The organism is Actinoplanes sp. TBRC 11911 (genome assembly GCF_012933445.1).
Lineage (GTDB): Bacteria > Actinomycetota > Actinomycetes > Mycobacteriales > Micromonosporaceae > Actinoplanes.
In genome coordinates this window covers 19,726-41,306 of sequence record NZ_JABBNC010000009.1, presented here as the reverse complement: position 1 = coordinate 41,306, position 21,581 = coordinate 19,726, and the positions used below count along the sequence as shown (strand labels likewise).

General features: G+C 68.9%; 18 protein-coding genes. 9 read left to right on the top strand and 9 right to left on the bottom strand.

The window, feature by feature from the left end:
• Positions 1-124 precede the first annotated feature (124 nt).
• Positions 125-1,684, top strand: coding sequence for a Rieske 2Fe-2S domain-containing protein (locus tag HH310_RS15140; protein WP_169176181.1), 1,560 nt, complete (start codon positions 125-127; stop codon positions 1,682-1,684).
• A gap of 767 nt (positions 1,685-2,451) precedes the next feature.
• Here the strand turns inward: HH310_RS15140 and HH310_RS15135 are convergent.
• Together HH310_RS15135 and HH310_RS15130 are read right to left on the bottom strand one after the other, a co-directional pair.
• Positions 2,452-4,050 (bottom strand): NAD(P)/FAD-dependent oxidoreductase, encoded by a 1,599-nt coding sequence (locus HH310_RS15135; protein WP_169176180.1) that lies wholly within the window; start codon positions 4,048-4,050, stop codon positions 2,452-2,454.
• Positions 4,047-4,880, bottom strand: a complete 834-nt coding sequence (locus tag HH310_RS15130) for a YhjD/YihY/BrkB family envelope integrity protein (RefSeq protein ID WP_169176179.1) — start codon at positions 4,878-4,880, stop codon at positions 4,047-4,049. The genes HH310_RS15135 and HH310_RS15130 overlap by 4 nt, the downstream gene beginning before the upstream one ends.
• A 67-nt stretch (positions 4,881-4,947) precedes the next feature.
• On the opposite strand from HH310_RS15130, the gene dxr reads away from it, so the two are divergent.
• Genes dxr through ispG form a run of 3 tightly spaced genes read left to right on the top strand, consistent with a single transcriptional unit; the run spans position 4,948 to position 8,596 of the window.
• Positions 4,948-6,156, top strand: coding sequence for a 1-deoxy-D-xylulose-5-phosphate reductoisomerase (dxr, locus tag HH310_RS15125; protein WP_169176332.1), 1,209 nt, complete (start codon positions 4,948-4,950; stop codon positions 6,154-6,156).
• 2 nt (positions 6,157-6,158) lie between these two features.
• The gene (locus HH310_RS15120; protein WP_396027521.1) at positions 6,159-7,427 is read left to right on the top strand and encodes a M50 family metallopeptidase; all 1,269 of its coding nucleotides are present in this window, start codon (positions 6,159-6,161) and stop codon (positions 7,425-7,427) included.
• A complete protein-coding gene (gene ispG, locus HH310_RS15115) occupies positions 7,424-8,596 on the top strand; it encodes a flavodoxin-dependent (E)-4-hydroxy-3-methylbut-2-enyl-diphosphate synthase (protein WP_169176177.1) in 1,173 nt (390 codons plus the stop codon). The genes HH310_RS15120 and ispG overlap by 4 nt, the downstream gene beginning before the upstream one ends.
• A gap of 49 nt (positions 8,597-8,645) precedes the next feature.
• Here the strand turns inward: ispG and HH310_RS15110 are convergent, their stop codons facing one another.
• A complete protein-coding gene (locus HH310_RS15110; RefSeq protein WP_169176176.1) occupies positions 8,646-9,485 on the bottom strand; it encodes a GNAT family N-acetyltransferase in 840 nt (279 codons plus the stop codon).
• A 154-nt stretch (positions 9,486-9,639) separates the two neighbouring features.
• Here HH310_RS15110 and HH310_RS15105 point away from each other — a divergent pair, with 154 nt between their 5' ends.
• Complete coding sequence (locus HH310_RS15105; protein WP_169176175.1) at positions 9,640-10,212, top strand: PadR family transcriptional regulator; 573 nt, start codon at positions 9,640-9,642, stop codon at positions 10,210-10,212.
• A 180-nt stretch (positions 10,213-10,392) separates the two neighbouring features.
• Here HH310_RS15105 and HH310_RS15100 read toward each other — a convergent pair whose 3' ends face one another.
• The 6 genes from HH310_RS15100 to HH310_RS15075 all read right to left on the bottom strand — a co-directional run bounded on the left by HH310_RS15100 (position 10,393) and on the right by HH310_RS15075 (position 15,760).
• A complete protein-coding gene (locus tag HH310_RS15100; RefSeq protein ID WP_312034113.1) occupies positions 10,393-11,355 on the bottom strand; it encodes an LLM class F420-dependent oxidoreductase in 963 nt (320 codons plus the stop codon).
• Positions 11,356-11,416: 61 nt separating this feature from the next.
• On the bottom strand, positions 11,417-12,481 hold the full coding sequence (locus HH310_RS15095; protein WP_169176173.1) for an ABC transporter permease: 1,065 nt from the start codon (positions 12,479-12,481) through the stop codon (positions 11,417-11,419).
• Positions 12,481-13,368: an ABC transporter ATP-binding protein gene (locus HH310_RS15090; protein ID WP_169176172.1), complete on the bottom strand. Its 888-nt coding sequence runs from the start codon at positions 13,366-13,368 to the stop codon at positions 12,481-12,483. Before HH310_RS15090 ends, HH310_RS15095 begins: the two co-directional genes overlap by 1 nt.
• 61 nt (positions 13,369-13,429) lie before the next feature.
• On the bottom strand, positions 13,430-14,092 hold the full coding sequence (locus HH310_RS15085; RefSeq protein WP_169176171.1) for a response regulator transcription factor: 663 nt from the start codon (positions 14,090-14,092) through the stop codon (positions 13,430-13,432).
• Positions 14,089-15,357: a sensor histidine kinase gene (locus HH310_RS15080; protein WP_169176170.1), complete on the bottom strand. Its 1,269-nt coding sequence runs from the start codon at positions 15,355-15,357 to the stop codon at positions 14,089-14,091. Before HH310_RS15080 ends, HH310_RS15085 begins: the two co-directional genes overlap by 4 nt.
• 55 nt (positions 15,358-15,412) lie before the next feature.
• Positions 15,413-15,760 (bottom strand): MerR family transcriptional regulator, encoded by a 348-nt coding sequence (locus HH310_RS15075; protein ID WP_169176169.1) that lies wholly within the window; start codon positions 15,758-15,760, stop codon positions 15,413-15,415.
• Positions 15,761-16,428: 668 nt separating this feature from the next.
• On the opposite strand from HH310_RS15075, the gene HH310_RS15070 reads away from it, so the two are divergent.
• The 4 genes from HH310_RS15070 to HH310_RS15055 are packed head-to-tail and all read left to right on the top strand — an operon-like array spanning position 16,429 to position 21,444.
• Positions 16,429-17,955: an amino acid permease gene (locus HH310_RS15070; RefSeq protein WP_169176168.1), complete on the top strand. Its 1,527-nt coding sequence runs from the start codon at positions 16,429-16,431 to the stop codon at positions 17,953-17,955.
• 8 nt (positions 17,956-17,963) lie between these two features.
• On the top strand, positions 17,964-19,310 hold the full coding sequence (locus HH310_RS15065; protein ID WP_169176167.1) for a glutamine synthetase family protein: 1,347 nt from the start codon (positions 17,964-17,966) through the stop codon (positions 19,308-19,310).
• Positions 19,311-19,312: 2 nt separating this feature from the next.
• Positions 19,313-20,668 (top strand): aldehyde dehydrogenase, encoded by a 1,356-nt coding sequence (locus HH310_RS15060; RefSeq protein ID WP_169176166.1) that lies wholly within the window; start codon positions 19,313-19,315, stop codon positions 20,666-20,668.
• Between the two features lie 11 nt (positions 20,669-20,679).
• Entirely contained in the window at positions 20,680-21,444 is a 765-nt protein-coding gene (locus HH310_RS15055) for a 3-oxoacyl-ACP reductase (RefSeq protein WP_169176165.1), read from the top strand.
• Positions 21,445-21,581: the final 137 nt, after the last annotated feature.

Sequence of the window (21,581 nt, the reverse complement as noted above, 5' to 3'; positions counted from 1 at the left end):
GAGTCCTTCCTCGAAGGCGATACGTCCGAGGTCAAGTCTTGCACGACGGCCTCCCGCGCGGACCACCAACCCGGACCCGGTACCTTCGATGCCGTCGGTGGAATGGATTCGAGGGAGTAGCACGGTGCGGATCACGGGCACGGGACACGCCAGTATGCGGATCGACACGGCCGCCGGCAGCATTCTGTGCGACCCGTGGGTAAACCCGGCATATTTCGCATCATGGTTCCCTTTCCCGGACAATTCGCTCCTGGATTGGGAGACCCTCGGCGACGTCGACTACCTCTACGTCTCGCACCTGCACCGCGACCACTTCGACGCCGAGCACCTCAAGCACTTCATCAGCAAGAAGGCGACGGTGCTCCTGCCCGAGTACCCGACGAGCCAGCTCGAGGACGAGTTGCGCGATCTGGGCTTCACCAGCTTCCTGAAGACCCGGTCCAACGAGGTGCACGAGCTCGACGGCGGCCTCCGGGTGATGATCCAGGCGCTGACCAGCCCCACCGACGGCCCGATCGGCGACTCGTCACTCTGGGTCGAGCACGACGGCATCCGCCTGCTCAACCAGAACGACGCCCGGCCGTCCGACCTCAGCCGCTTCAACGAGCTCGGCCACGTGCACGCCCACCTGCTGCAGTTCTCCGGCGCGATCTGGTACCCGATGGTCTACGAGCTGCCCGAGTCGGCCAAGACCGCGTTCGGCAAGCAGAAGCGCGACCGTCAGTTCGACCGCACGTGGCGTTACATCGACGATCTCCAGGCCGACCACGTCTTCCCGATCGCCGGCCCGCCGAGCTTCCTCGACGACTCGCTCTGGCAGTTCAACGACATCTTCGGCGACGAGGGCAACATCTTCCCCGACCAGTCGGTCTTCATGACCGAGTACGCCAAGGTCGGCGGCACCAACGGCATCGTGCTCCTGCCCGGCAGTGTGACCTCGCTGACAAATGACGGGTCGGCAAGCACCGAGCACCCCACCGACGTCGACGAGTTCTTCGCCCACAAGCGCGAGCACCTCGAGGAGATGCGCACTCGCAAGGCCCCGATCATCGAGGCCGAGAAGGCTTCCTGGCGCCACCCCGAGATCGACGTGCTCGGCGAGATGAAGAAGCGGATCGAGCCCCTCCTCGAAGAGTCGATCTATCTGGCGAAGGGCGTCGGCGGCCCGGTCCGCTTCGACCTCACCGACTCGTTCGGTCCGGACGGCGAGATCATCGAGTCGATCGTCGTCGACTTCCCGGGCAAGCAGGTCCGCCCGTACGCCGACGAGAAGGTCCGATACCGCTTCAAGACCGGCCGCGCCCTGGTCGAGCACCTCATCCACATCGGCGAGGGCGACTGGGTCAACTCGCTGTTCCTGTCCTGCCGCTTCTCCGCGGCGCGCATCGGGCAGTACAACGAGTTCGTCTACGCCTTCTTCAAGTGCCTCAGCGAGGAGCGCCTGCAGTACGCCGAGGGCTGGTACGACGAGCACGAACGCACCGTCGAGGCCGAGGACACGCAGCTCGGCGACTGGACGGTCCAGCGCCGCTGCCCGCACCTCAAGGCCGACCTGAGCCGCTTCGGCGTCATCGACGGCAACACCCTGACCTGCCAGCTGCACGGCTGGAAATTCGACCTCCCCAGCGGGAAGTGCCTCACCAGCGCCGGCCACCAGCTCCGCGCGGAGAAGAAAACCGCCTGACAGCCCAAAATCAAGGTCAACCGCATGCTGTCGTAGCGGGGTGGTGGGTACAGATCGCTGCTCACGCCGAGGGCCGCGGCGGGCCGAGCAGGGCGCGGGGCGCCCAGAACGCTCGGCCCACCACGGCGACGTACGTGAGTGGTCGCGCCCAACCCCCAACCCGGCACGGCTAGCGAGTAAGTCCTAGCCGTGGTGGTGGTCGAGGCGGGCGGCGTTGCGGCTCAGGCGCGGCAGCATCGCGGTGACCACCGGTGAATGCCCTGGTCACCATGGCCGGTGGCGCGGTGGTGCCAGCGCTGTGGCGCTGTGGTGATCCGCTCCCGGCCGGGCGGTCCCGCTATATGGACGCCGCGACCACATCATGGACTTTTATGAACCTTGGAGAGTTACGCCCACATATCAGCCCTAACTCTCCAAGGTTCACATTCGGCCAGGAAAATCCGCCGGACGAAAGCCTCATTAACTGACGAAAGTACTCTCTACAATGGACGCAGGTCTCACATCGCGGACGGTGGGTCCATAATGCGGGCGCGGGTCTCAGCAGGCGGTCGCCTGTCTCGCGGAATGGAAGCGTCGCGCGGCCGCGCGCCGGGCCAGCCGTCCAGCGGCCCAGCCGATCCAACAAATCTTAGTAAATGTCGGATATGCGAGCGGGTGGCAGCGGGCTGGCGGACGGAGATCCGATCGCTGACTGCCTGCGGCCGGTGGCTTGGCTGCGGTCGGTGGCTTGGCTGCGGTCGGTGGCTTGGCTGCGGTCGGTGGCTTGGCTAGCCGCGGACCTCCAAGTCGCGCAGGATTCGCTGCGCGGCGTTGTGGCCGGCGGCGCCGATCACGCTGCCGGCCGGGTGGGCGCCGGCCGAGCCCGCGTACAGGCCGTCGACGCCGGTGAAATACGGCATCCGCTCGTTGAAGGCGACCGTGTTGTCCACGTGGTGGATGTGGCCGCCGGTGATGCCGAAATGTTTCTCGATGCCGGGCGGCGTCAGCGGCATCACGTCGGCGACCAGGTCGCGGGTGCCCGGCGCGTACCTTTCGCAGATGTCCAGCAGGCGCTCCACGTAACCGGGCAGCTCGGCCTCCCACGACGAGCCGGCCGGCTCGAACGGGACCGACTGCACGAACAGCGCGGACGAGTGGTGGCCCGCCGCGTCCTGCAGCGACGGATCGACGGTGGTGTGCAAATACCACTCGATGGTCGGCTCGGCCGGGAGCACGCCCGCCTGCACGTCGGCCCACATGGCCCGCAGCGCGGCCATCGGCGACTCGGACGAACCGCCCGCCAGCCCCGCCGAACCGGGCAGCAGGTGGATGGTGGCGCCGAACGGCGACGGGCCGTCCTCGGGCAGGCAGGAGAAGCGCGGCAGCCCGCGCAGAGCCATGTTGAGCTTGAGCGTCGTGCCGGTGCGCCGGACCGCGGCCATCCGCGACGTCAGCTCGGCGGGCAGGGCGCCCTCGGGGACGAGGCCCATCAACCGGTACGGATCGCAGGCGCCCAGGACCACGCGGGCGCTGATCGACTGCCCGTCGGCCAGGACGACCCCGCTCGCGGCGCCGCCGTCGAGTGTGACCTGCGACACGGGGGACGCGCTGTGGATAACGGCACCCGCGGCGCGGGCCGCGTCGGCGAACGTGCGCGACACCGTGCCCATGCCGCCCCGGGCGATCATCCACGTGCCGTCCGAGCCGGGCAGGCGGCACATGTTGTGCACCAGGAAGTTGTGACCGGTGCCGGGGTCGTCCGGTCCCGCGTTCAGACCCGACAGGCCGTCCGTCACGGCGTACATGCTCATCAGCAGTTCGCTCTTGAAGCCGAAACGCGTGAGATAGTCGGCGACCGAGCCCCGCACGAGCTCGACGAAAGTGCTCTGGAGCTGGGGCCGGATGTAGTGGTCGGCGATCTCCTCCACCGAGCCGGGCTCCTCGAGCCAGGACGGCGCGAGATCGGCTCGCAGCGCCGCGATCTCGGCGGCGAGCTGCTCGTCCGCGGCGATGTCACGCGGCGAGAAATACTGCTCCATCTGCGCCCGGGTGGCCTCGCGGTCACGCCCGAAGAGAAGGTGTGGCGAGCCGGCCGGACCGGGCGTGGGCAGGAAATAGTGCGGATCGCGGCGCAGCACCGGGATGTCGACGTCGAGCTCGCGCAGCAGCTCGGGTGGCATCAAACCCAACAGATAGGACCCGGTCGACTGGCCCAGGCCGGGCACCCGGCCGAACGGATGCTCGGTGCGGGCCGCCCCACCCAGCACGTCGGCGGCCTCCAGCACCAGCACGTCGAGCCCGGCGCGGGCCAGCAGAATCGCGGAGACCAGGCCGTTGTGGCCCGCTCCGATGATCACCACGTCGGTCTGGGCGGGGAGGGTCGTCATGGCCTGGGACTGTAGCGCGTGGGTCCGACAGATTGCCCCGATGTGGCGGACGGGGAAACAAAGTTGCGGGTCGCCGCGTAACCGAGCAGCACGATCACGTGGAACAGGTAGAGCCAGAGCCCGACCGCGACCATCCCACCGATCTCGGTGAAGCCGCCGAACGGGGTGCCCAGATCGAGCGGCAACGCGCAGAAGAGCACGAAACCGTGCAGGAACCCGGAGAGGTTGGCCGCGGTGAACGAGCCGATCAGCGAGGTGGCGAGCCAGCCCGGCCGGCCCGGCGCGACGTACCGGTAGACCCAGATGACCACCGGAGTGAGCACCACCCAGGCCGCCAGGAACGACAGGATCACCGCCCATACCGAGTACCAGCCGCCGCGTACCCACAAAGCGCTGGTTGCCGGTAGCGCGAGGAACATCGCCAGCAGCAGGGCCGGCGCGGCCGCGAGAAGCGGCAGCCAGAGCAGCCGGCCCCGCCAGCCGACCAGGCTCTCGCCACCGGCCGGCCCGCGCAGCGAGACGAAGGCGCGCCGCAGCCCCTCCCCGTACAGGGTCGCCGGAAGCAGGCTGGCCAGCGCGAACGCCGGACTCAGATGAAGCCCGCCCTCGATCAGCGCGGCCAGCGCCCCGGGGGCACCGATCCGGTCCGGGAGGGCCGCTATCGTCTGCCCGGTGAGCCGCCGGACCCGGTCCGCCCCGGCGATCCAGCCGGTGATCCAGACGGCCAGCAGCGCGACCGGCACCACCGCGATGCCCGCGTAGAAGGTGACGGCGGCGGCGTGCAGGGCGACGTCGCGACCGTGCAGGGTCGTCCGCAGCCACCGTCTCATGACGCTGCAGTACCCAGTTAACGAGTTATCCACAGCCCTTACCAACCTCGTACGCGCATCCGGGAAGATGTGCGGCATGCGAGACCTCGTTCTGCTCGGCTCGACCGGGTCCATCGGCACTCAGGCCATCGACATAGTCCGTCGCAACCCCGAGCGCTTCCGCGTGGTGGCGCTCGGCGCCGGGGGTGGCAACGTCGAGCTGCTCGCCGCCCAGGCGCTCGAGCTCGGCGTCGAAGTGGTGGGGGTGGCCCGATCGTCGGTCGTGCAGGACCTCCAGCTCGCCTTCTACAGCGAGGCGCAGAAGCGCGGCTGGGCCTCCGGCGACTTCAAGCTGCCCCGCATCGTGGCCGGGCCGGAGGCGATGACCGAGCTGGCCACCGTCCCGTGCGACGTGGTGCTCAACGGCGTGGTCGGCAGCCTCGGTCTCGCGCCCACCCTGGCCGCGCTCGAGGCCGGCCGGCTGCTCGCCCTGGCCAACAAGGAGTCGCTGGTCGCCGGCGGCCCGCTGGTGCGGCGGGTGGCCAAGCAGGGGCAGATCGTCCCGGTCGACTCGGAGCACTCGGCGCTGGCCCAGTGCCTGCGCGGCGGCTCCACGGCCGAGGTGGCGAAACTCGTGCTGACCGCGAGCGGCGGCGCGTTCCGCGGCCGGCGCCGCGACGAGCTGGAGCATGTCACCCCGGAGGACGCGCTCAAGCACCCGACGTGGGACATGGGCCCGGTCGTCACGATCAACACGGCCACGATGGTGAACAAAGGGCTCGAGGTGATCGAGGCGCACGAGCTGTTCGACGTGGCGTACGACGACATCGAAGTGATGATCCATCCACAGTCGTACATTCATTCGATGGTCGAGTTCACCGACGGCTCGACGCTGGCGCAGACCAGTCCGCCGGACATGCGGCTGCCGATCGCGCTCGCGCTGGCGTGGCCCGAACGGGTGCCGGCCGCGGCCAGTCCGGTGGACTGGCGCGAGGCCCACAACTGGGAGCTGCGCCCGCTGGACGACCAGGCGTTTCCGGCCGTTCGGCTGGCCAAGGAGGCGGGTCGGGCCGGTCATTGCCGCCCGGCCGTCTACAACGCGGCCAACGAGGAGTGTGTGGCCGCGTTCGTGTCCGGTCGGCTACCGTTTTTGGGCATCGTCGACACCGTTGCGGCGGTGCTTGCGGCGGCGCCCGATTTTGCCGAGCCGGGTACCGTCGAAGAAGTGCTCGCCGCGGAAACGTGGGCGCGCGCGGAATCTCAGCGGATGATCGCTACTGCGGCTGAAGGAGCCTGATGCTGCTGTTCTGGTTAGGTGCGGCGGCGTTCGCGCTGACAATCTTGGTCTCGGTGAGCTTGCATGAGCTGGGTCACATGATCACCGGCAAGCGCTTCGGGATGAAGGTGACGCAGTATTTCGTCGGCTTCGGCCCCACGTTGTTCTCGTTCCGGCGAGGCGAGACCGAGTACGGACTGAAACTGATCCCGTTAGGCGGCTTCTGCAAGATCGTCGGAATGACGCCGCAGGACGACGACGTCGCTCCCGAGGACCAGCCACGCGCCATGTGGCGGTTCCCGGTGTGGAAGCGGACGATCGTCATGGGCGCGGGCTCGGTCACCCACTTCATCCTCGCCGCCGCGGGCATCTGGATCATGGCGATCACGGTCGGCCTGCCCAACCAGGATTTCCCGGTCACCAGCTCGCAGACGCTCACCAAGCCGGCCCGCATCGAGGTGGCCGACTGCACCTGGATCAACCTGCCCACCACGAACGTGGACTGCAAGCCCGGCACGGACGGCGCGATCGCCGGCCCGGCCGCAGCGGCCGGCTTGAAGAACGGCGACCTCATCACCAAGGTCGGCACCACCACGATCAACAACTACGGCGACCTGACCAACGCGATCCGCGTGCAGAAGGCCGGCGCGGTCCCCTTCGAGTACACGCGAGACGGCAAGTCCGCCGTCGCCGAGGTCAAGCTCGTCAGTGCCAAGCGTCCGGCGCCCGACGACGACACCGGCACCGGCCCGCAGACCGACGTCCCGGTCGCCGGGCTCGGCCTGGACACGAGCGGCATCGCGCGGATCAACAACTACAACGTCGCGACCGCGGTGCCCGCCAGCGCCAGCTTCGGCTGGCTCATCGTGGAGAACTCGTTCGCGTCGCTGAAGAAGGTCCCCGAGAAGATCCCCGCCTTGTGGCACTCACTCACCGGTGGCGAGCGCGACCCGAACACTCCGATCAGCGTGATCGGCGCGAGCCGCCTCGGCGGTGAGGCGATCGAGAAGGGCGTGCCCGAGGTCTTCTGGCAGATCTTCATCTCGCTCAACGTCTTCATCGGTATCTTCAACCTGCTGCCGCTGTTGCCGCTGGACGGCGGACACATCGCCATCGCCTGGTTCGAGAAGGCGCGGTCGTGGCTCTACGCCCGGTTGCGCAGGAGAGATCCTGGCCGCGTGGACTACTACAAATTGATGCCCATAACTTATGCGGTCATTCTCATAGGCGGCGCGTTCACACTGCTCACGGCTACCGCCGACATCGTCAACCCGATTACGATATTCCCGTGACCGCTGTCAGCCTTGGAATGCCGGCCGTGCCTCCTCCGCCACTCGCGCCTCGCCGCCAGAGCCGTCAGCTCATGGTCGGCAGCGTGCCGGTCGGTGGTGGGGCCCCGGTCAGTGTGCAGTCGATGACCACCACGCTCACCGCCGACGTCAACGCCACCCTTCAGCAGATCGCCGAGCTCACCGCGGCGGGCTGTCAGATCGTCCGGGTCGCCGTGCCCTCCCAGGACGACGTCGAGGCGCTGCCCGCGATCGCCAAGAAGTCGCAAATTCCGGTGATCGCCGACATCCACTTCCAACCCAAGTACGTGTTCGCCGCGATCGACGCCGGCTGCGCCGCGGTCCGGGTCAACCCGGGCAACATCCGCCAGTTCGACGACAAGGTCAAGGAGATCGCCCGGGCGGCGAGCGACGCGGGCATCCCGATCCGAATCGGGGTCAACGCGGGCTCGCTCGACAAGCGGCTCCTGGAGAAGTACGGCAAGGCGACGGCCGAGGCGCTGGTCGAGTCGGCGCTGTGGGAGTGCTCGCTGTTCGAGGAGCACGGCTTCCGCGACATCAAGATCTCGGTGAAGCACAACGACCCGGTCGTCATGATCCGGGCGTACCGCCAGCTGGCCGAGCAGTGCGACTACCCGCTGCACCTCGGTGTCACCGAGGCGGGGCCCTCTTTCCAGGGCACGATCAAGAGCTCGGTGGCGTTCGGCGCCCTGCTCGCCGAGGGCATCGGTGACACGATCCGGGTGTCGCTGTCCGCCCCGCCGGTCGAGGAGATCAAGGTGGGCCAGGCGATCCTCGAGTCGCTGGGCCTGCGTGAGCGCGGCCTCGAGATCGTCTCCTGTCCGTCGTGCGGGCGGGCCCAGGTGGACGTCTACACGCTGGCCGAGCAGGTCACCGCGGCGCTGGAGGGCTTCCCGGTGCCGCTGCGGGTCGCGGTCATGGGCTGCGTCGTGAACGGTCCGGGTGAGGCGCGTGAGGCCGACCTGGGCGTGGCGTCCGGCAACGGCAAGGGCCAGATCTTCGTGAAGGGCAAGGTCATCAAGACGGTGCCCGAGCCGATCATCGTCGAGACGCTGGTCGAGGAGGCCCTGCGCCTGGCCGACGAGATGGGTGCCGAGCTGCCCGAGGAGATGCGCGACCTGCTCCCCGGCCCGCAGGTCACGATCCACTGATCAGACACGGCGGCGAGGCCCGGCCACCCGGCCGGGCCGGGCCGCCGGGCTAGAAGAGCACTGTGGCGAACGAGCCGGCGGAAACGAAGCCGCATCGTGCGTAGACGCGGCGGGCGGCCGTGTTGTAGTCGTTCACGTACAAGCTCACCGTCGGGGCGACGCGGCGCAAGGCGTCGCGGACGACGGCGGCCATGGCCGGTGCCGCCAGGCCGCGGCCCCGGAACTCCGGGTCGACCCACACGCCCTGCACCTGAGCCGTCCGGCGGGTCACGATCGCCAGCTCGGCCTTGAAGATGACACGGTCGCCCAGGAAGCGCGCGTAGGCCCGCTTCCCCTTCACCAGCTCGGCGATCCGGCGCCGGTAGCCGCGGCCGCCGTCGTCGAGCAGCGGGGACACGCCGACCTCCTCGGTGTACATCGACACCGCGGCCGGGAACAGCAGATCGACCTCGCTCGGGCGCACCAGCCGCACGTCCGGGTCGGGGGCGATCGCCGGATCCCGGTCGGCCACCAGTAACGGCTGGTTGGTGCGCACGTCGCGGGCGCGGCCCCAGCGGCTCTCCAGCCGGCTCCAGAGGTCGAGCACGGCCTCCGAGCGGCCGATGATCGAGGAACAGATCCGCGGTTCGGAGCCGAGCATCTCGGCGAACGCGGCGGTCGCCACCGGGGTCGTGCACACCGGGACGAGATGCGCGCCCGACCAGATGATCGACTCGATGCGCCGGCCGGTGCCGTACCCGAAGATCCGGCCGTCGGAGCGCCACCAGTTCAGGCCGTGCGCGGCCACCCGCTCGGCGATCTGGGCGCCTGCGTAGGGGTCGCGATCGAGGATCTGCTCGACCGCGGCGCGCTCGGACTCCCCGAGCTGGCGAATGGGAACCGTCAGCACATGTTCCACATTGCCAGATAGCAGGGCCAAGTCGCCCATCGGCAACCCCTCTCCCGAAGAAACCCTTGCACCCGATGCGTTGCCGATATATCGTCAAGCTATCGACAACAGATCGGAGAAGATCATGAGGAACTTCCACAGCGAAGCTCATCGCATGCGAGGGTGGGGATTCCCGCCCGGTTTCCCGTTCGGCGGCCCCGGCGGACACGGCGGCCCCGACTTCGGCCCCGGTGGCCCGTTCGGTCACGGTGGTCGCGGGGGCCGTCGTGGCGGGCGCGGGACTCGTCTGAACGTCCGTCCCGCCCTGCTGGCGCTGCTTCTGGAGCGCCCGATGCACGGCTACGAGATGATCCAGGAGCTCGACTCCCGCACCAACGGCATCTGGCGCCCGAGCCCCGGCTCGGTCTACCCGACGCTGCAGCTCCTCGAGGACGAGGGCCTGATCGAGGCCACCGCCGAGGGTGGCCGCAAGAGCTACCGCCTCACCGCGGACGGCCGTCCCGAGGCCGAGACCGCCGCGCAGAACCCGCCGTGGGCCAGCATCGGCGACGACACCATGTCGCAGGTGCAGGACTTCCGCGACGCGGCCGTCGGCATCATGGGCGCCCTGCGCCAGGTCGGCTTCAACGGCACGCCCGAGCAGCGTCAGAAGGCGCTGGAGGTGCTGAACGAGACAAAGCGCAAGCTCTACGCGGTGCTCGCCGAGTCCGACTCCGAGTCCGAGTAGCCATGACGCACGCGAGGACAGGCGCACTCACGGGGGTGCGCCTTCCTCATGTGCAAGATTCAAACATTTCCCCGGTACGGACGCGCACCTCCCGCAAACGCACCGAGCGAGTCCCCACCTGACGGCCGGCTCGCTGCCACTTCAGGCCGTCCCGACGACCGGCCGGTGAGCGGCGAGCGCTCAGCGGCCCAGTGAGTGCAACAACGCCGCCAGCTTTTCGAGGTCCGGCGTCTCCAGCTCGGGCGTCGGCAACAAAGCCATCGCCGGGACCGTGACGCCTGCCTTGACGTATTCCTCGACCTTGGCGCGGCACTCGGCCGGAGAGCCGTGGACCACCAGCTCGTCCACCAGTGAGTCGGGGATCGCGGCGAGGGCCGCCTTGCGATCGCCGGCCGACCAGGCCTCCCAGACCGGGGTCAGCACCTCCGCACGGCCCAGCCAGCGATGGAACGCCGCGTAAGCCGGCACGTTCACGTACGCCGCGATCATGCGTCTGGCCACCGTCCGGGCGTACGCGGCGTCCGGCGTCGGGCAGACGAAGATGCGCGCCACCACCTCGAAGTCCGACGGTGCACCGGACAGCTCGGCCAGCGCGGTCGGCACATCGGCGGGGGAGAGCCAGTTCAGAATCACCCCGTCGGCCGAGGACGCGGCCAGGCGGAGCATGCCGGGACGCAGCGCGGCCAGGTGGATCTTCGGGAGGACGGCCGGCGGGCGTTCCAGGCGGAAGCGCTTCACCGCGAACGTCGAATACTCCTCGGTCACGGTCTCGCCGGCCAGCGCCGCCGCGAGGAAGCGCAGCATGTCGCGGCTCCGCGCGTACGGTGACGCGAACTCGACACCGTTCCAATCCTCGACGACAACAGGTGACGACGAGCCGATCCCTAGCTGGACACGCCCGGGAGCGGCCTCGGCCAGCGCCGCCGCCGTCATCGCGAGCAGCGCCGGCCCTCGCGTGAAGACCGGCGCGATCGCGGTGCCCAGCCGGAACGACGGCGCCCACGCCGCGGCCAGGGCCAGCGGCGTGAACGCGTCCGTGCCGTTGACCTCCGACGACCAGAGATCGGTGAACCCGGCGTCGGCCAGCGTCGCGTACACGGCCTGGTGATCGGGCAGTGGCACCCCGCTGAGCGGGACGGTGATTCCCCAGCGCATCGACATCCCATGATCCTGCACGCCGGAACCGGCCGGGTCCACTGAAGACCTAGATCGAGGCCTTCGTACGCCACGCCACCGCCCACGACGTCTTCCCGTTGGTCCGCAACAGTGAACCGGCATACACCCGGGAGCCCACCACGAGCAGCAGCAGAGCCGTCACCGCCATGATCAGCAGGGCCAGCGGCGGTTCCCAGGCGGCCGCGTCGCCGTTGAAGAGCCGCACCGGCATCGCGACCGGCGCCGAGAACGGGATGTAGGACAGCACCCGCATCGCGGCGTCGTTGTCGCCGAGGAAGATCACCGCGAAGAACGGCAGCATCACGGCCATCTGCACCGGTTGGGAGACGCCGTTCAGGTCCTCCTGCCGGCCGGCCAGCGCTCCCACGCCCGCCCAGATCGCGGCCAGCATGATGAAGCCGATCACGAAGAATGCCAGGAACCACCCGATGGCCGGCTGCAGCAGGTGGAGCAGGCCGCGATCGGCGCCGGCCAGCCGCGCCCCGGTCAGCGCGACGATCGCGATCAGCCCCACCTGGATGAACGACAGCAGGGTCAGCGCCGCGACCTTCCCGGCGAGCAGCGCACGCGTCGGCACCGAGGACACCAGGATCTCCACGACGCGGGTCTGTTTCTCCTCGGTGACGCTTTGCGCGATGGACAGGCCGAACAGCAGCGACGTGAAGAAGAAGACGAAGGCCAGGGCGAACGGCACGGCGAACGCGAGGAACGGGTCGACGGCGTCGGGGTCGAGCAGCCGGACCGGTGGCGAGTCGCTCAACGCCCGCACCACGTCGTCCGGGCTGTCCTCCATGGCCAGCACCGCGGGGCCGGCGACCACCGCGGCGTCCGCCGAGCCGTCCCGCACCAGCTTCTCGGCGGCCGCGTCGTCGGCGACCGCGCGCACCTCGAGGCCCGCGTCGGACAGCCGCGCGGCGGTGGCCGCGTCGGCGACCGCCACCGTCGAGGCGCCGCCGCTGAGCAGGGCCGGCAACACCGTCGACGCCACCGCGAAGAGCAGGAAGAACACCGTGCTGAACAGAAACGTCTTGTCGCGGAGCTTGACCTTGATCTCGCGGGCGGCGACCAGCTTGGCCGCGGCGTACGTGCTCATCAGCGAATAACCTCTCGGAAGATCTCGGTCAGGGACGGGACGACCGGCCCGAACGCGTGCACCGGGCCGCGGGCCAGCGCGGACCGCAGCAGCTCCTGATCGTCGGCGGCGGCGGACAGCTCGAAGATCGCCTCCGGCCCGTCCAGCTCGAGCAGCGTGACCCCGGGCTGGTCGCGGATCCAGCCCGCGTCCGAACCGACCAGCAGGCGATAGCGGGGCAGGCTGTGCGAGGCCCGCAGCGACGCCCGGTCACCCGCCGCCCGGATCGTCCCGTCCGCGATGATCACCAGGTCGTCACAGAGGCGTTCGACCAGGTCGAGCTGGTGACTGGAGAACAGCACCGGGGCACCGGCGGCGGCGCGCTCGCGCAGCACCTCCAGCACGGTCTCGACGGCGAGCGGGTCGAGGCCGGAGAACGGCTCGTCGAGGACCAGCACGTCCGGGTCGTGCACCATCGCGGCGGCGACCTGGGCCCGCTGCTGGTTGCCGAGCGACAGCTTCTCCAGCTTGTCGCCGCCGCGCTCGCCGAGGCCGAGACGCTCCAGCAGCTCCGCGGTCCGCTTCAGCGCGGCGGGCCGGCTCATCCCGTGCAGCTGCCCGAGATAGACCACCTGGTCGGTGACCGACATCTTGGGATAGAGGCCGCGTTCCTCCGGCATATACCCGAAGCGCTGCCGACCGTCCCGGGTCAGCGGCGCGTCCTGCCAGGTCACCGTGCCGGAATCGGGGGCCAGCACGCCGAGGATGATCCGCATGGTGGTGGTCTTGCCGGCGCCGTTGGCACCGACGAACCCGGTCAGGCGGCCGCCCGCGACCTTGAACGAGACGTCCTTGAGGACCTGGCGGCCGTCGAAACTGCGGCTCACACCGTCGACGTTGAGGCTCATGCCCCATGACGCTAGACATTCACGGCAGCGATTGCGTCGGGCCCGGGAACGACCCCCTGGGTCATCCTCGCGGAGGACGCGGCGTCACCACCCCCATCTCGTACGCCATGACGACCGCCTGGGTACGATCGCGGGCCCCCAGCTTCGTCAGCACCCGGCTCACATGCGTCTTGACCGTCGTCTCTCCCAAGTGGAGGGCGCGGGCGATCTCCGCATTCGTCGCGCCACCGGCGAGCGCGACCAGCACCTCCCGCTCGCGCGGCGTCAGCTCGTCGAGACGCGGACCACCGTCGGCCGCGAGGCCGGAGCGGGCCGTGAACGCCGAGATGACCCGGCGGGTGATCTCCGGTGCCAGCAGTGCGTCGCCGCGCGCGATGACGCGTACGGCCTCGATCAGGGTTTCCGGGGCGCTGTTCTTCAGCAGGAAACCGGAGGCGCCGGCCTGCAACGCCGCGAACAGGTAGTCGTCGCGGTCGAACGTGGTCAGGATCAGCACCGACGGCCCGTCCGTGGTGACGATGCGACGGGTCGCATCCAGACCGTCCATGCCCGGCATCTCGACATCCATCAGCACGACGTCGGGGGTGTGCCGGGCGCACAACGCGACGGCGGACGCGCCGTCCTCGGCCTCGCCGACCACCTCGATGTCGTCCTCGAGATCGAGAATGACCCGGAACCCGGACCGGACGAGGCGATGGTCGTCCGCGAGAAGGACCCGGATCACTGGGCCTCCACCAGCCGGCTCGTATCCAAGGGCAGCCGCGCCCGGACCCGGAACCCGCCCGAGGAGCGTGGACCGGCCTCCACCGTGCCGCCGTGCAGCGCGACCCGCTCCCGCATGCCGGCCAGGCCCAGACCGCTGCCGGCCGCCGCGTTCGCGCCCCGGCCGTCGTCGGCCACGTCGACCTCCAGCTCCCGGGCCAGGTAACGGATCCGGACGTCCACGGTGGACGCGTTCGCGTGTTTCAGCGCGTTGGTCACCGCCTCCTGCACGATCCGGTACGCGGTCTGCGAGATCGATGCCGGCAGCGGAACCGGGTCGCCGAAGACGGCGTATTCGGCGGTGAGGCCGGCGTCGCGGACCCGGGCGGTCAGATCCGCGACGTGCTCGACGCCGACCGGCGCCGGCGGAACGGGCTCGCCCGGTGCCCGCAGCGCGCCGAGCATCCGGTGCAGCTCGTCCACCGCCGTGCGGGCGCCCTGCTCGACAGCGGTGAGGGCGGCGCTCGCGGCCTGCGGGTGGCGATCCATGGCCCGGCGTGCCGCGGATGCCTGGATGCCCATGACGGACACATGATGGGCGACCACGTCGTGCAGTTCGCGCGCGATCCGCACGCGCTCGCCCAGCACCGCGCGTTCCTCGGCGCTCGCCCGCGCCCGGCCGATCTCGTCCGCCTGCAGCGTCAGCTCGTGCTCGCGACGCGCGGCCAGCCAGGCGGTCTCGCCGAACCAGTACGCGAAGGCGAACACCAGCACGTTGATCAGAACCTGGTTGACGATGCCGGACAGCAGCGGTGGCAGGTCACCGGTGGCACCCGGCGGTCCACCGGGGGGCATCTTGTCCGCGGCGATCAGGAAGGCGACGGCGAGCCAGGCGAACATCGCCCCGATCACCGCGATCCGCAGCCAGCGGGCCCGGGGGCGATCGCGTCCCCACGCGCCGACCGCGTAGATCGCCGCGAAGATCGCACCGGAGGCGAACTGGATCTCCTGCACGCTGCGCACCTGCCCGCCGATGAACACCACCGCGGTGACCGCCAGCACGGCCTCCGGATGCGACCGGCGCCAGATCAGCGGGAACGTCACCGCGAAGGCCCAGAGCAGCTGTTCCGCCGCGCTGCGCTCGATGCCCCACACCCAGACCCCGCTGGCGCGGGCCAGCACCACGTTGAGCAGCGCCCCGGCGACGGCCGCGAGCCCGATGAACAGATCGATGCGGCGCTGCCTGCTCGTCGGACCGGGTCGCTGCCATTCATCGAGGATCGCCATGGCCACGAGCTTGGCACAGGTGCCCCACGGCGAAGCTCCGACTTAAGTCGACGGTTTAGTTACTCATGGAGATCGTCTGGGTAGGAGTGTCGGCGTCGTGTTCGGGGGTGAGGGTGCCGCCCAGCTCGATGATCCGCCGGTGCGCCGCGGCCAGGCGGTCCTCCAGCATCACGATGCGGCACGCGGCGGTCAGCAGGATGCCCTCGTCGAGGAGCTGCCGTACGCGCCCGGCCAGCTGCAGCTGGTGGCGGGAGTATCGCCGGTGGCCGCCGAGGGAGCGCTCCGGCTCGATCAGGCCCGCAGCCCCGAGGCTGCGGAGGAAGGCCGGCGTCACACCGATCATGTCGGCGGCGCGGCCCATCGTGTACGCCGGGTAGTCGGCGTCGTCGAAGGTCGTGCTCATGGTGCCTTTCCGAGGGGACGGCAACGGGGGTCTCTACAGTCCAGGGCCCCGGCGGGTAACCGGGGCCCTGGCTTTTCAGTTCTGTGCCGACCGTCGTCGGCTCATGCGGTCCTGCGCCTGCGTGCCGCTAGCGCACGACCTGAGTGATGGGCATCGGCTGCGATCACCTCTTGTCGGGTCGGGGACGTTGTGATTACGCGTTGCTGCGGTATCTCGTCCTCCTTAGCCAACTCAGGGTCTGTGCCAGTTGCGTGTCGGCTGTGCGTGGCCGACGCCACAAACTCTAGGACGACCACGGACGGATTTCTAGTATCGCCGCTGTAGATTTTTTGGACAAATCGTCAGACAGCGGAACACTCGCCAGATGGCGTAAAACGGGGCATAAGGGGCGGCGGAGCGAGGCGGGCGCCGGACGCGGCGATGCCGCGTGAGAGAGAGGTGACCGCGCCCCGCTCCGCCGCGGGACAGGGGTATCAGAGCGAACCCCTGGTGCTCGCCGGGCTTGCCGAGGGCCCGTGCGAATCGTTCCGGATATGGACAAGTGTGCTGGCCCGCGTGCCAAGCGGCAACGCATTTACCGCTGATCATTGACTCGCGTAACAACTGAGGGCGATCATCACGGCACGCGGTGGCCTAGGTCACAGCGAACCTCAGGCAAGGAGTCGCAGATGAGCAGCGTCACCTCCTCCACCACCGACGAAGAACGCCTGGCCCAGCTCGGCTACCAGCAGGAGCTCCACCGCCGGCTCTCCGGGTTCTCGAACTTCGCCGTCTCCTTCTCGATCATTTCGATTCTGGCCGGCGCGATCACCTCGTACGGGATCGCCATGACCGCCGGTGGGCCGCTCGCCATCGTGCCGGGCTGGCTCTTCGTCGGCATCATGGTCACCTTCGTGGCCCTGGCCATGGCCGAGGTGTGCTCGGCCTACCCGACCGCGGGCGCCCTCTACTGGTGGACCGCGGCGCTGGCCAAGCGCAACAAGGCCGCCTGGGCCTGGTTCATCGGCTGGTTCAACTTCCTCGGCGAGGTCGCGGTGACCGCGGCCATCGACTTCGGCGCGGCGATCACCACCTCCGCGTTCCTCAGCCTGACCTTCGACATGGAGGTCACCAAGGCCCGGACGTTCTTGATCTTCCTGGTCATCATCGCCGTGCACGGCCTGCTGAACACGTTCGGCGTCAACCTCGTGCGGCTTCTGTCCGACATCAGCGCCTGGTGGCACCTGGTCGGGGTGGCCGTCATCGTGGCGCTGCTCGCGATCATTCCGGACCAGCACAAGCCGGTCTCCGAGGTGTTCACCGAGGTCCACAACGAAACCGGATTCACCTTCGCCGGGGCGAGTGTCTACGCGGTCCTCATCGGGCTGTTGATGGCCCAGTACACGTACACGGGCTACGACGCGTCCGCCCACGTCGCGGAGGAGACGCACGACGCTTCGCGTGCCGCACCCCGGGGCATCGTGATGTCCGTGGTGGTCAGCGTGATCGCTGGATTCGTCCTGCTTTTCGCGATCACCTGGTCGATCCAGGATTACGAGGCGGAACGGACCACCGCGCTCGGGTTGCCGCCCGCGCAGATCTTCATCGACGCGCTCGGCCACAACACCGGCACGTTCCTGGTCTTCATCTGCATGGTCGCGCAATGGTTCTGCGGCATGGCCTCGGTCACCGCGAATTCCCGGATGTCGTTCGCCTTCGCGCGTGACGGTGCCATTCCGGGCTCGCGAATCTGGAAGAAGGTCAACCCCCGCACCGGTACGCCCACGAACTCCATCTGGCTCTGCGTGGTGCTCTCGACGCTCCTGGTGCTTCCGTCACTTTGGAACACGACGGCCTATCTCGCGGCCACCTCCGTCGCGGTGATCGGCCTCTATATCGCGTACGTGGGCCCGGTCCTGCTGCGCAGACTGAACAAGGATTTCCAGCCGGGGCCCTGGAACCTCGGCAAATGGAGCCCGGTGGTCGGCTGGATCGCGATCGTCTGGGTGGTGATCATCTGCGTTCTGTTCATCCTGCCGACGGCCAGCCCGATCACCGCGACGACGTTCAACTACACGATCGTCGCCGTCGCCATCGTGCTGGGCGCCGCGACGATCTGGTGGTTCGCCAGTGCGCGCAAGTGGTTCACCGGCCCGCGGCAGAACCTCATCGAAAAGGCGGCACACGGCGAACAGACCATGCCGACCGAGAAGTAGGGCAGCGCATGTATATCGAGGATCTCGACGTCTCCGTCGGTAACGGCAGCATCGACACCGTGGTGCTGGCGCTGACCGACATGCAGGGACGGCTGCAGGGCAAGCGTCTGCACGGCCGTTATTTCATGGACGAGGTGGTGGCCGGCGGCAGCGAGGGCTGCAATTATCTGCTCGCGGTGGACGTGGACATGAACACCGTCGACGGATACGAGATGTCCAGCTGGGCGCGTGGTTACGGCGACTTCGTCATGAAGCCGGACTTCGCCACGCTCCGCAAAGTGCCCTGGCAACCGGGGACGGCTCTGGTCCTCGCCGATCTCGAGACAACCGACGGACTTCCCGTGTACGCCTCACCGCGCCAGATACTGAAGCGCCAGCTCGCCCGGCTTGCTGAGCACGGCCTCACGGCGTACGCGGGAACCGAACTTGAATTTGTGCTTTATCGCGACAGTTACGAGAAGGCATTCGAGAAGAACTATCGCGGCCTCGTCCCGGCGAACCAGTACAACGTGGACTACTCGCTGCTCGGGACGGCCCGGGTGGAACCGTTGCTGCGACGGATCCGCAACGACATGTTCGGCGCGGGTCTGGTGCCGGAGAGCGCCAAGGGCGAGTGCAACTTCGGGCAGCACGAAATCGCCTTCCGCTACGCCGACGCGCTCACCTGCGCCGACCATCACGTCATCTACAAGAATGGCGCCAAGGAGATCGCCGCGCAGGAGGGCATGTCGCTCACCTTCATGGCCAAGCCCAACGAGCGCGAGGGCAACTCCTGCCACATCCATTTCTCGCTGCGCGGCCGCGACGGCAAATCGGCGATGCTCGGCGACGGCCCCGGCCACCTCAGCGAATGCGGCGAACGCGTGGTGGCCGGGCTGCTCGCGACCATGCGCGAGTTCAGCCTGATGTTCGCCCCCAACATCAACTCCTACAAGCGTTACCAGGAGGGATCGTTCGCACCGACCGCCCTGCGCTGGGGAGTCGACAACCGCACCTGCGCGTTGCGGATGGCCGGGCACGGGCAGGGCATGCGGGTGGAGAACCGGGTGCCGGGCGGCGACGTGAACCCCTATCTGGCGATCGCGGCGCTGGTCGCGGGGGCCTTGCACGGCATCGAGAACGGGCTGGAACTGGAACCGGAATTCATCGGCAACGCGTATCAGGACCAGAGCGCGTCGCGGGTGCCGGAGACGTTGCGCGAGGCCCAGCACGCATGGCTGGACAGTGACATCGCGAAGAAGGCGTTCGGCGACGACGTGGTCGGCCACTACGCGAACATGGCTCAGGTGGAATTGTCGGCGTTCGATGCGGCGGTCACCGACTGGGAACTCCGGCGCGGATTCGAGCGGATGTGACGATGGCCGATGTGATCGACCCCTCGACCGGGGTGCTGCTCACCCGTGTACCGGGAATGGGTCTGGCGGAAACCGACGCGGCGATCGACCGGGCGCAGCGGGCTTTCGACGGCTGGCGCAATGTTGCTCCGGGCGATCGGGCCCGGCTGCTGCGGCGGTTTGCGACGGTGGTCGACGAGCACCTCGACGAGCTGGCCGATCTCGAGGTGCGCAACGCCGGGCACACGGTCGGCAACGCTCGCTGGGAGGCCGGCAACGTCCGGGACGTGCTCAACTACTACGCGGGGGCGCCGGAACGGCTCAGCGGGCGGCAGATCCCGGTGGCCGGCGGTATCGACGTCACCTTCCACGAGCCGCTCGGCGTGGTCGGGATCATCGTGCCGTGGAACTTCCCGATGCCGATCGCGGGCTGGGGTTTCGTGCCCGCCCTGGCGGCCGGCAACACGGTCGTGCTCAAGCCGGCCGAGCTCACCCCGCTGACCGCGATCCGGCTCGGTGAGCTCGCGCTGGAGGCGGGTCTGCCGCCGGACGTCTTCCAGGTGCTGCCGGGCAAGGGTTCGGTGGTCGGGCAGCGGTTCGTCACCCACCCGGCGGTTCGCAAGATCTGCTTCACCGGCTCCACCGAGGTCGGCAAATCGATCATGGCGGGCGCTTCCGACCAGGTCAAACGGGTCACCCTGGAGCTGGGTGGCAAGAGCGCGAACATCGTCTTCGCGGACGCCGACCTGGACAAGGCGGCGGCCGCCACCCCGGCCAGCGTGTTCGACAACGCCGGGCAGGACTGCTGCGCCCGGTCGCGGCTGCTGGTGCAGGAGTCGGTCTACGACAAGTTCCTGTCGATGCTGGAACCGGCCGTGCAGGCGTTCCGGGTCGAGGAGCCGTCGGGCGACACCGCCGAGATGGGCCCGCTGATCTCGGCGGGTCATCGCGCGACCGTCGCCTCGTACGTCGAGGACGCCGACGTCGCCTTCACCGGGACCGCGCCGGACGGCGACGGCTGGTGGTTCCCGCCGACCGTGCTGCTGGCCCGCTCGACCGGCGACCGGCACTGGCGGGAGGAGGTGTTCGGCCCGGTCCTGTCGGTGCTGCCGTTCCGCGACGAGCAGGACGCGATCCGGCTCGCCAACGACACCTCGTACGGGCTGTCCGGCTCGTTGTGGACCCGGGATCTGGGCCGGGCGCTGCGCGTCTCGCGGGCCGTGGAGACCGGTGCGCTGAGCGTCAACAGCCACTCCTCGGTGCGCTACTGGACGCCGTTCGGCGGCATGAAGCAGTCCGGGCTGGGCCGGGAACTGGGGCCGGACGCCCTGCTTTCGTTTACCGACGTCAAGAACGTCTTCATCAACACCGACAGCTGAAAGGGCACCACGTGGAGCGTTTGCAGGACCGGGTCGCGGTGATCACCGGGGCCGGCAGTGGAATCGGCCTCGCCACCGCCCGGCGGTTCGCCGCCGAGGGCGCCAAGGTGATCGCCGTGGACATCGCCGAGGATGCCGGAAAATCGTGTGCGGCCGAGGTGGGCGGCGAGTTCGTGGCGTGTGACGTCGCTGACGAGGAGAGTGTCCGCGGTCTCTTCGACGGGGTGGCCGAGCGGTATGGGCGGGTGGACATCGCGTTCAACAACGCCGGCATCTCGCCGCCCGACGACGACTCCATCCTGGTTACCGGGATCGATGCGTGGGAGCGGGTGCTGCGGGTCAACACCACCTCGGTCTATCTCTGCTGCAAATACGCCATCCCGCATATGCAACGGCAGGGCAAGGGCTCGATCATCAACACCGCGTCGTTCGTCGCCCTGTTGGGCGCCGCGACCTCCCAGATCGCTTATACCGCAAGCAAAGGCGGCGTCCTGGCGATGACGCGCGAGCTCGGCGTGCAGTTCGCGCGGGAGGGGATCCGGATCAACGCGCTCTGTCCGGGGCCGGTCGCCACGCCGTTGCTGATGGAGCTTTTCGCGAAGGATCCGGAGCGTGCCGCCCGCCGGTTGGTGCACGTCCCGATGGGCCGGTTCGCCGAGCCGGCCGAGATCGCCGCGGCCGTCGCTTTCCTCGCGAGCGACGACTCGTCCTTCATGACGGCATCGCAATTCGTGGTGGACGGCGGCATCACAGCGGCGTACGTCACTCCATTGTGATTGTTTGATTACGGCGTGCTTGGGGCAGACTGACAAAAGCACGTCGGGTCGAATCCCCGCCGGTTCGAGTTCAGCCCTCGTTCGGGTGGGACAGATGGGCCTTTGGGCGCGGCGCCACCGCGGGCGGGTGACGCCGC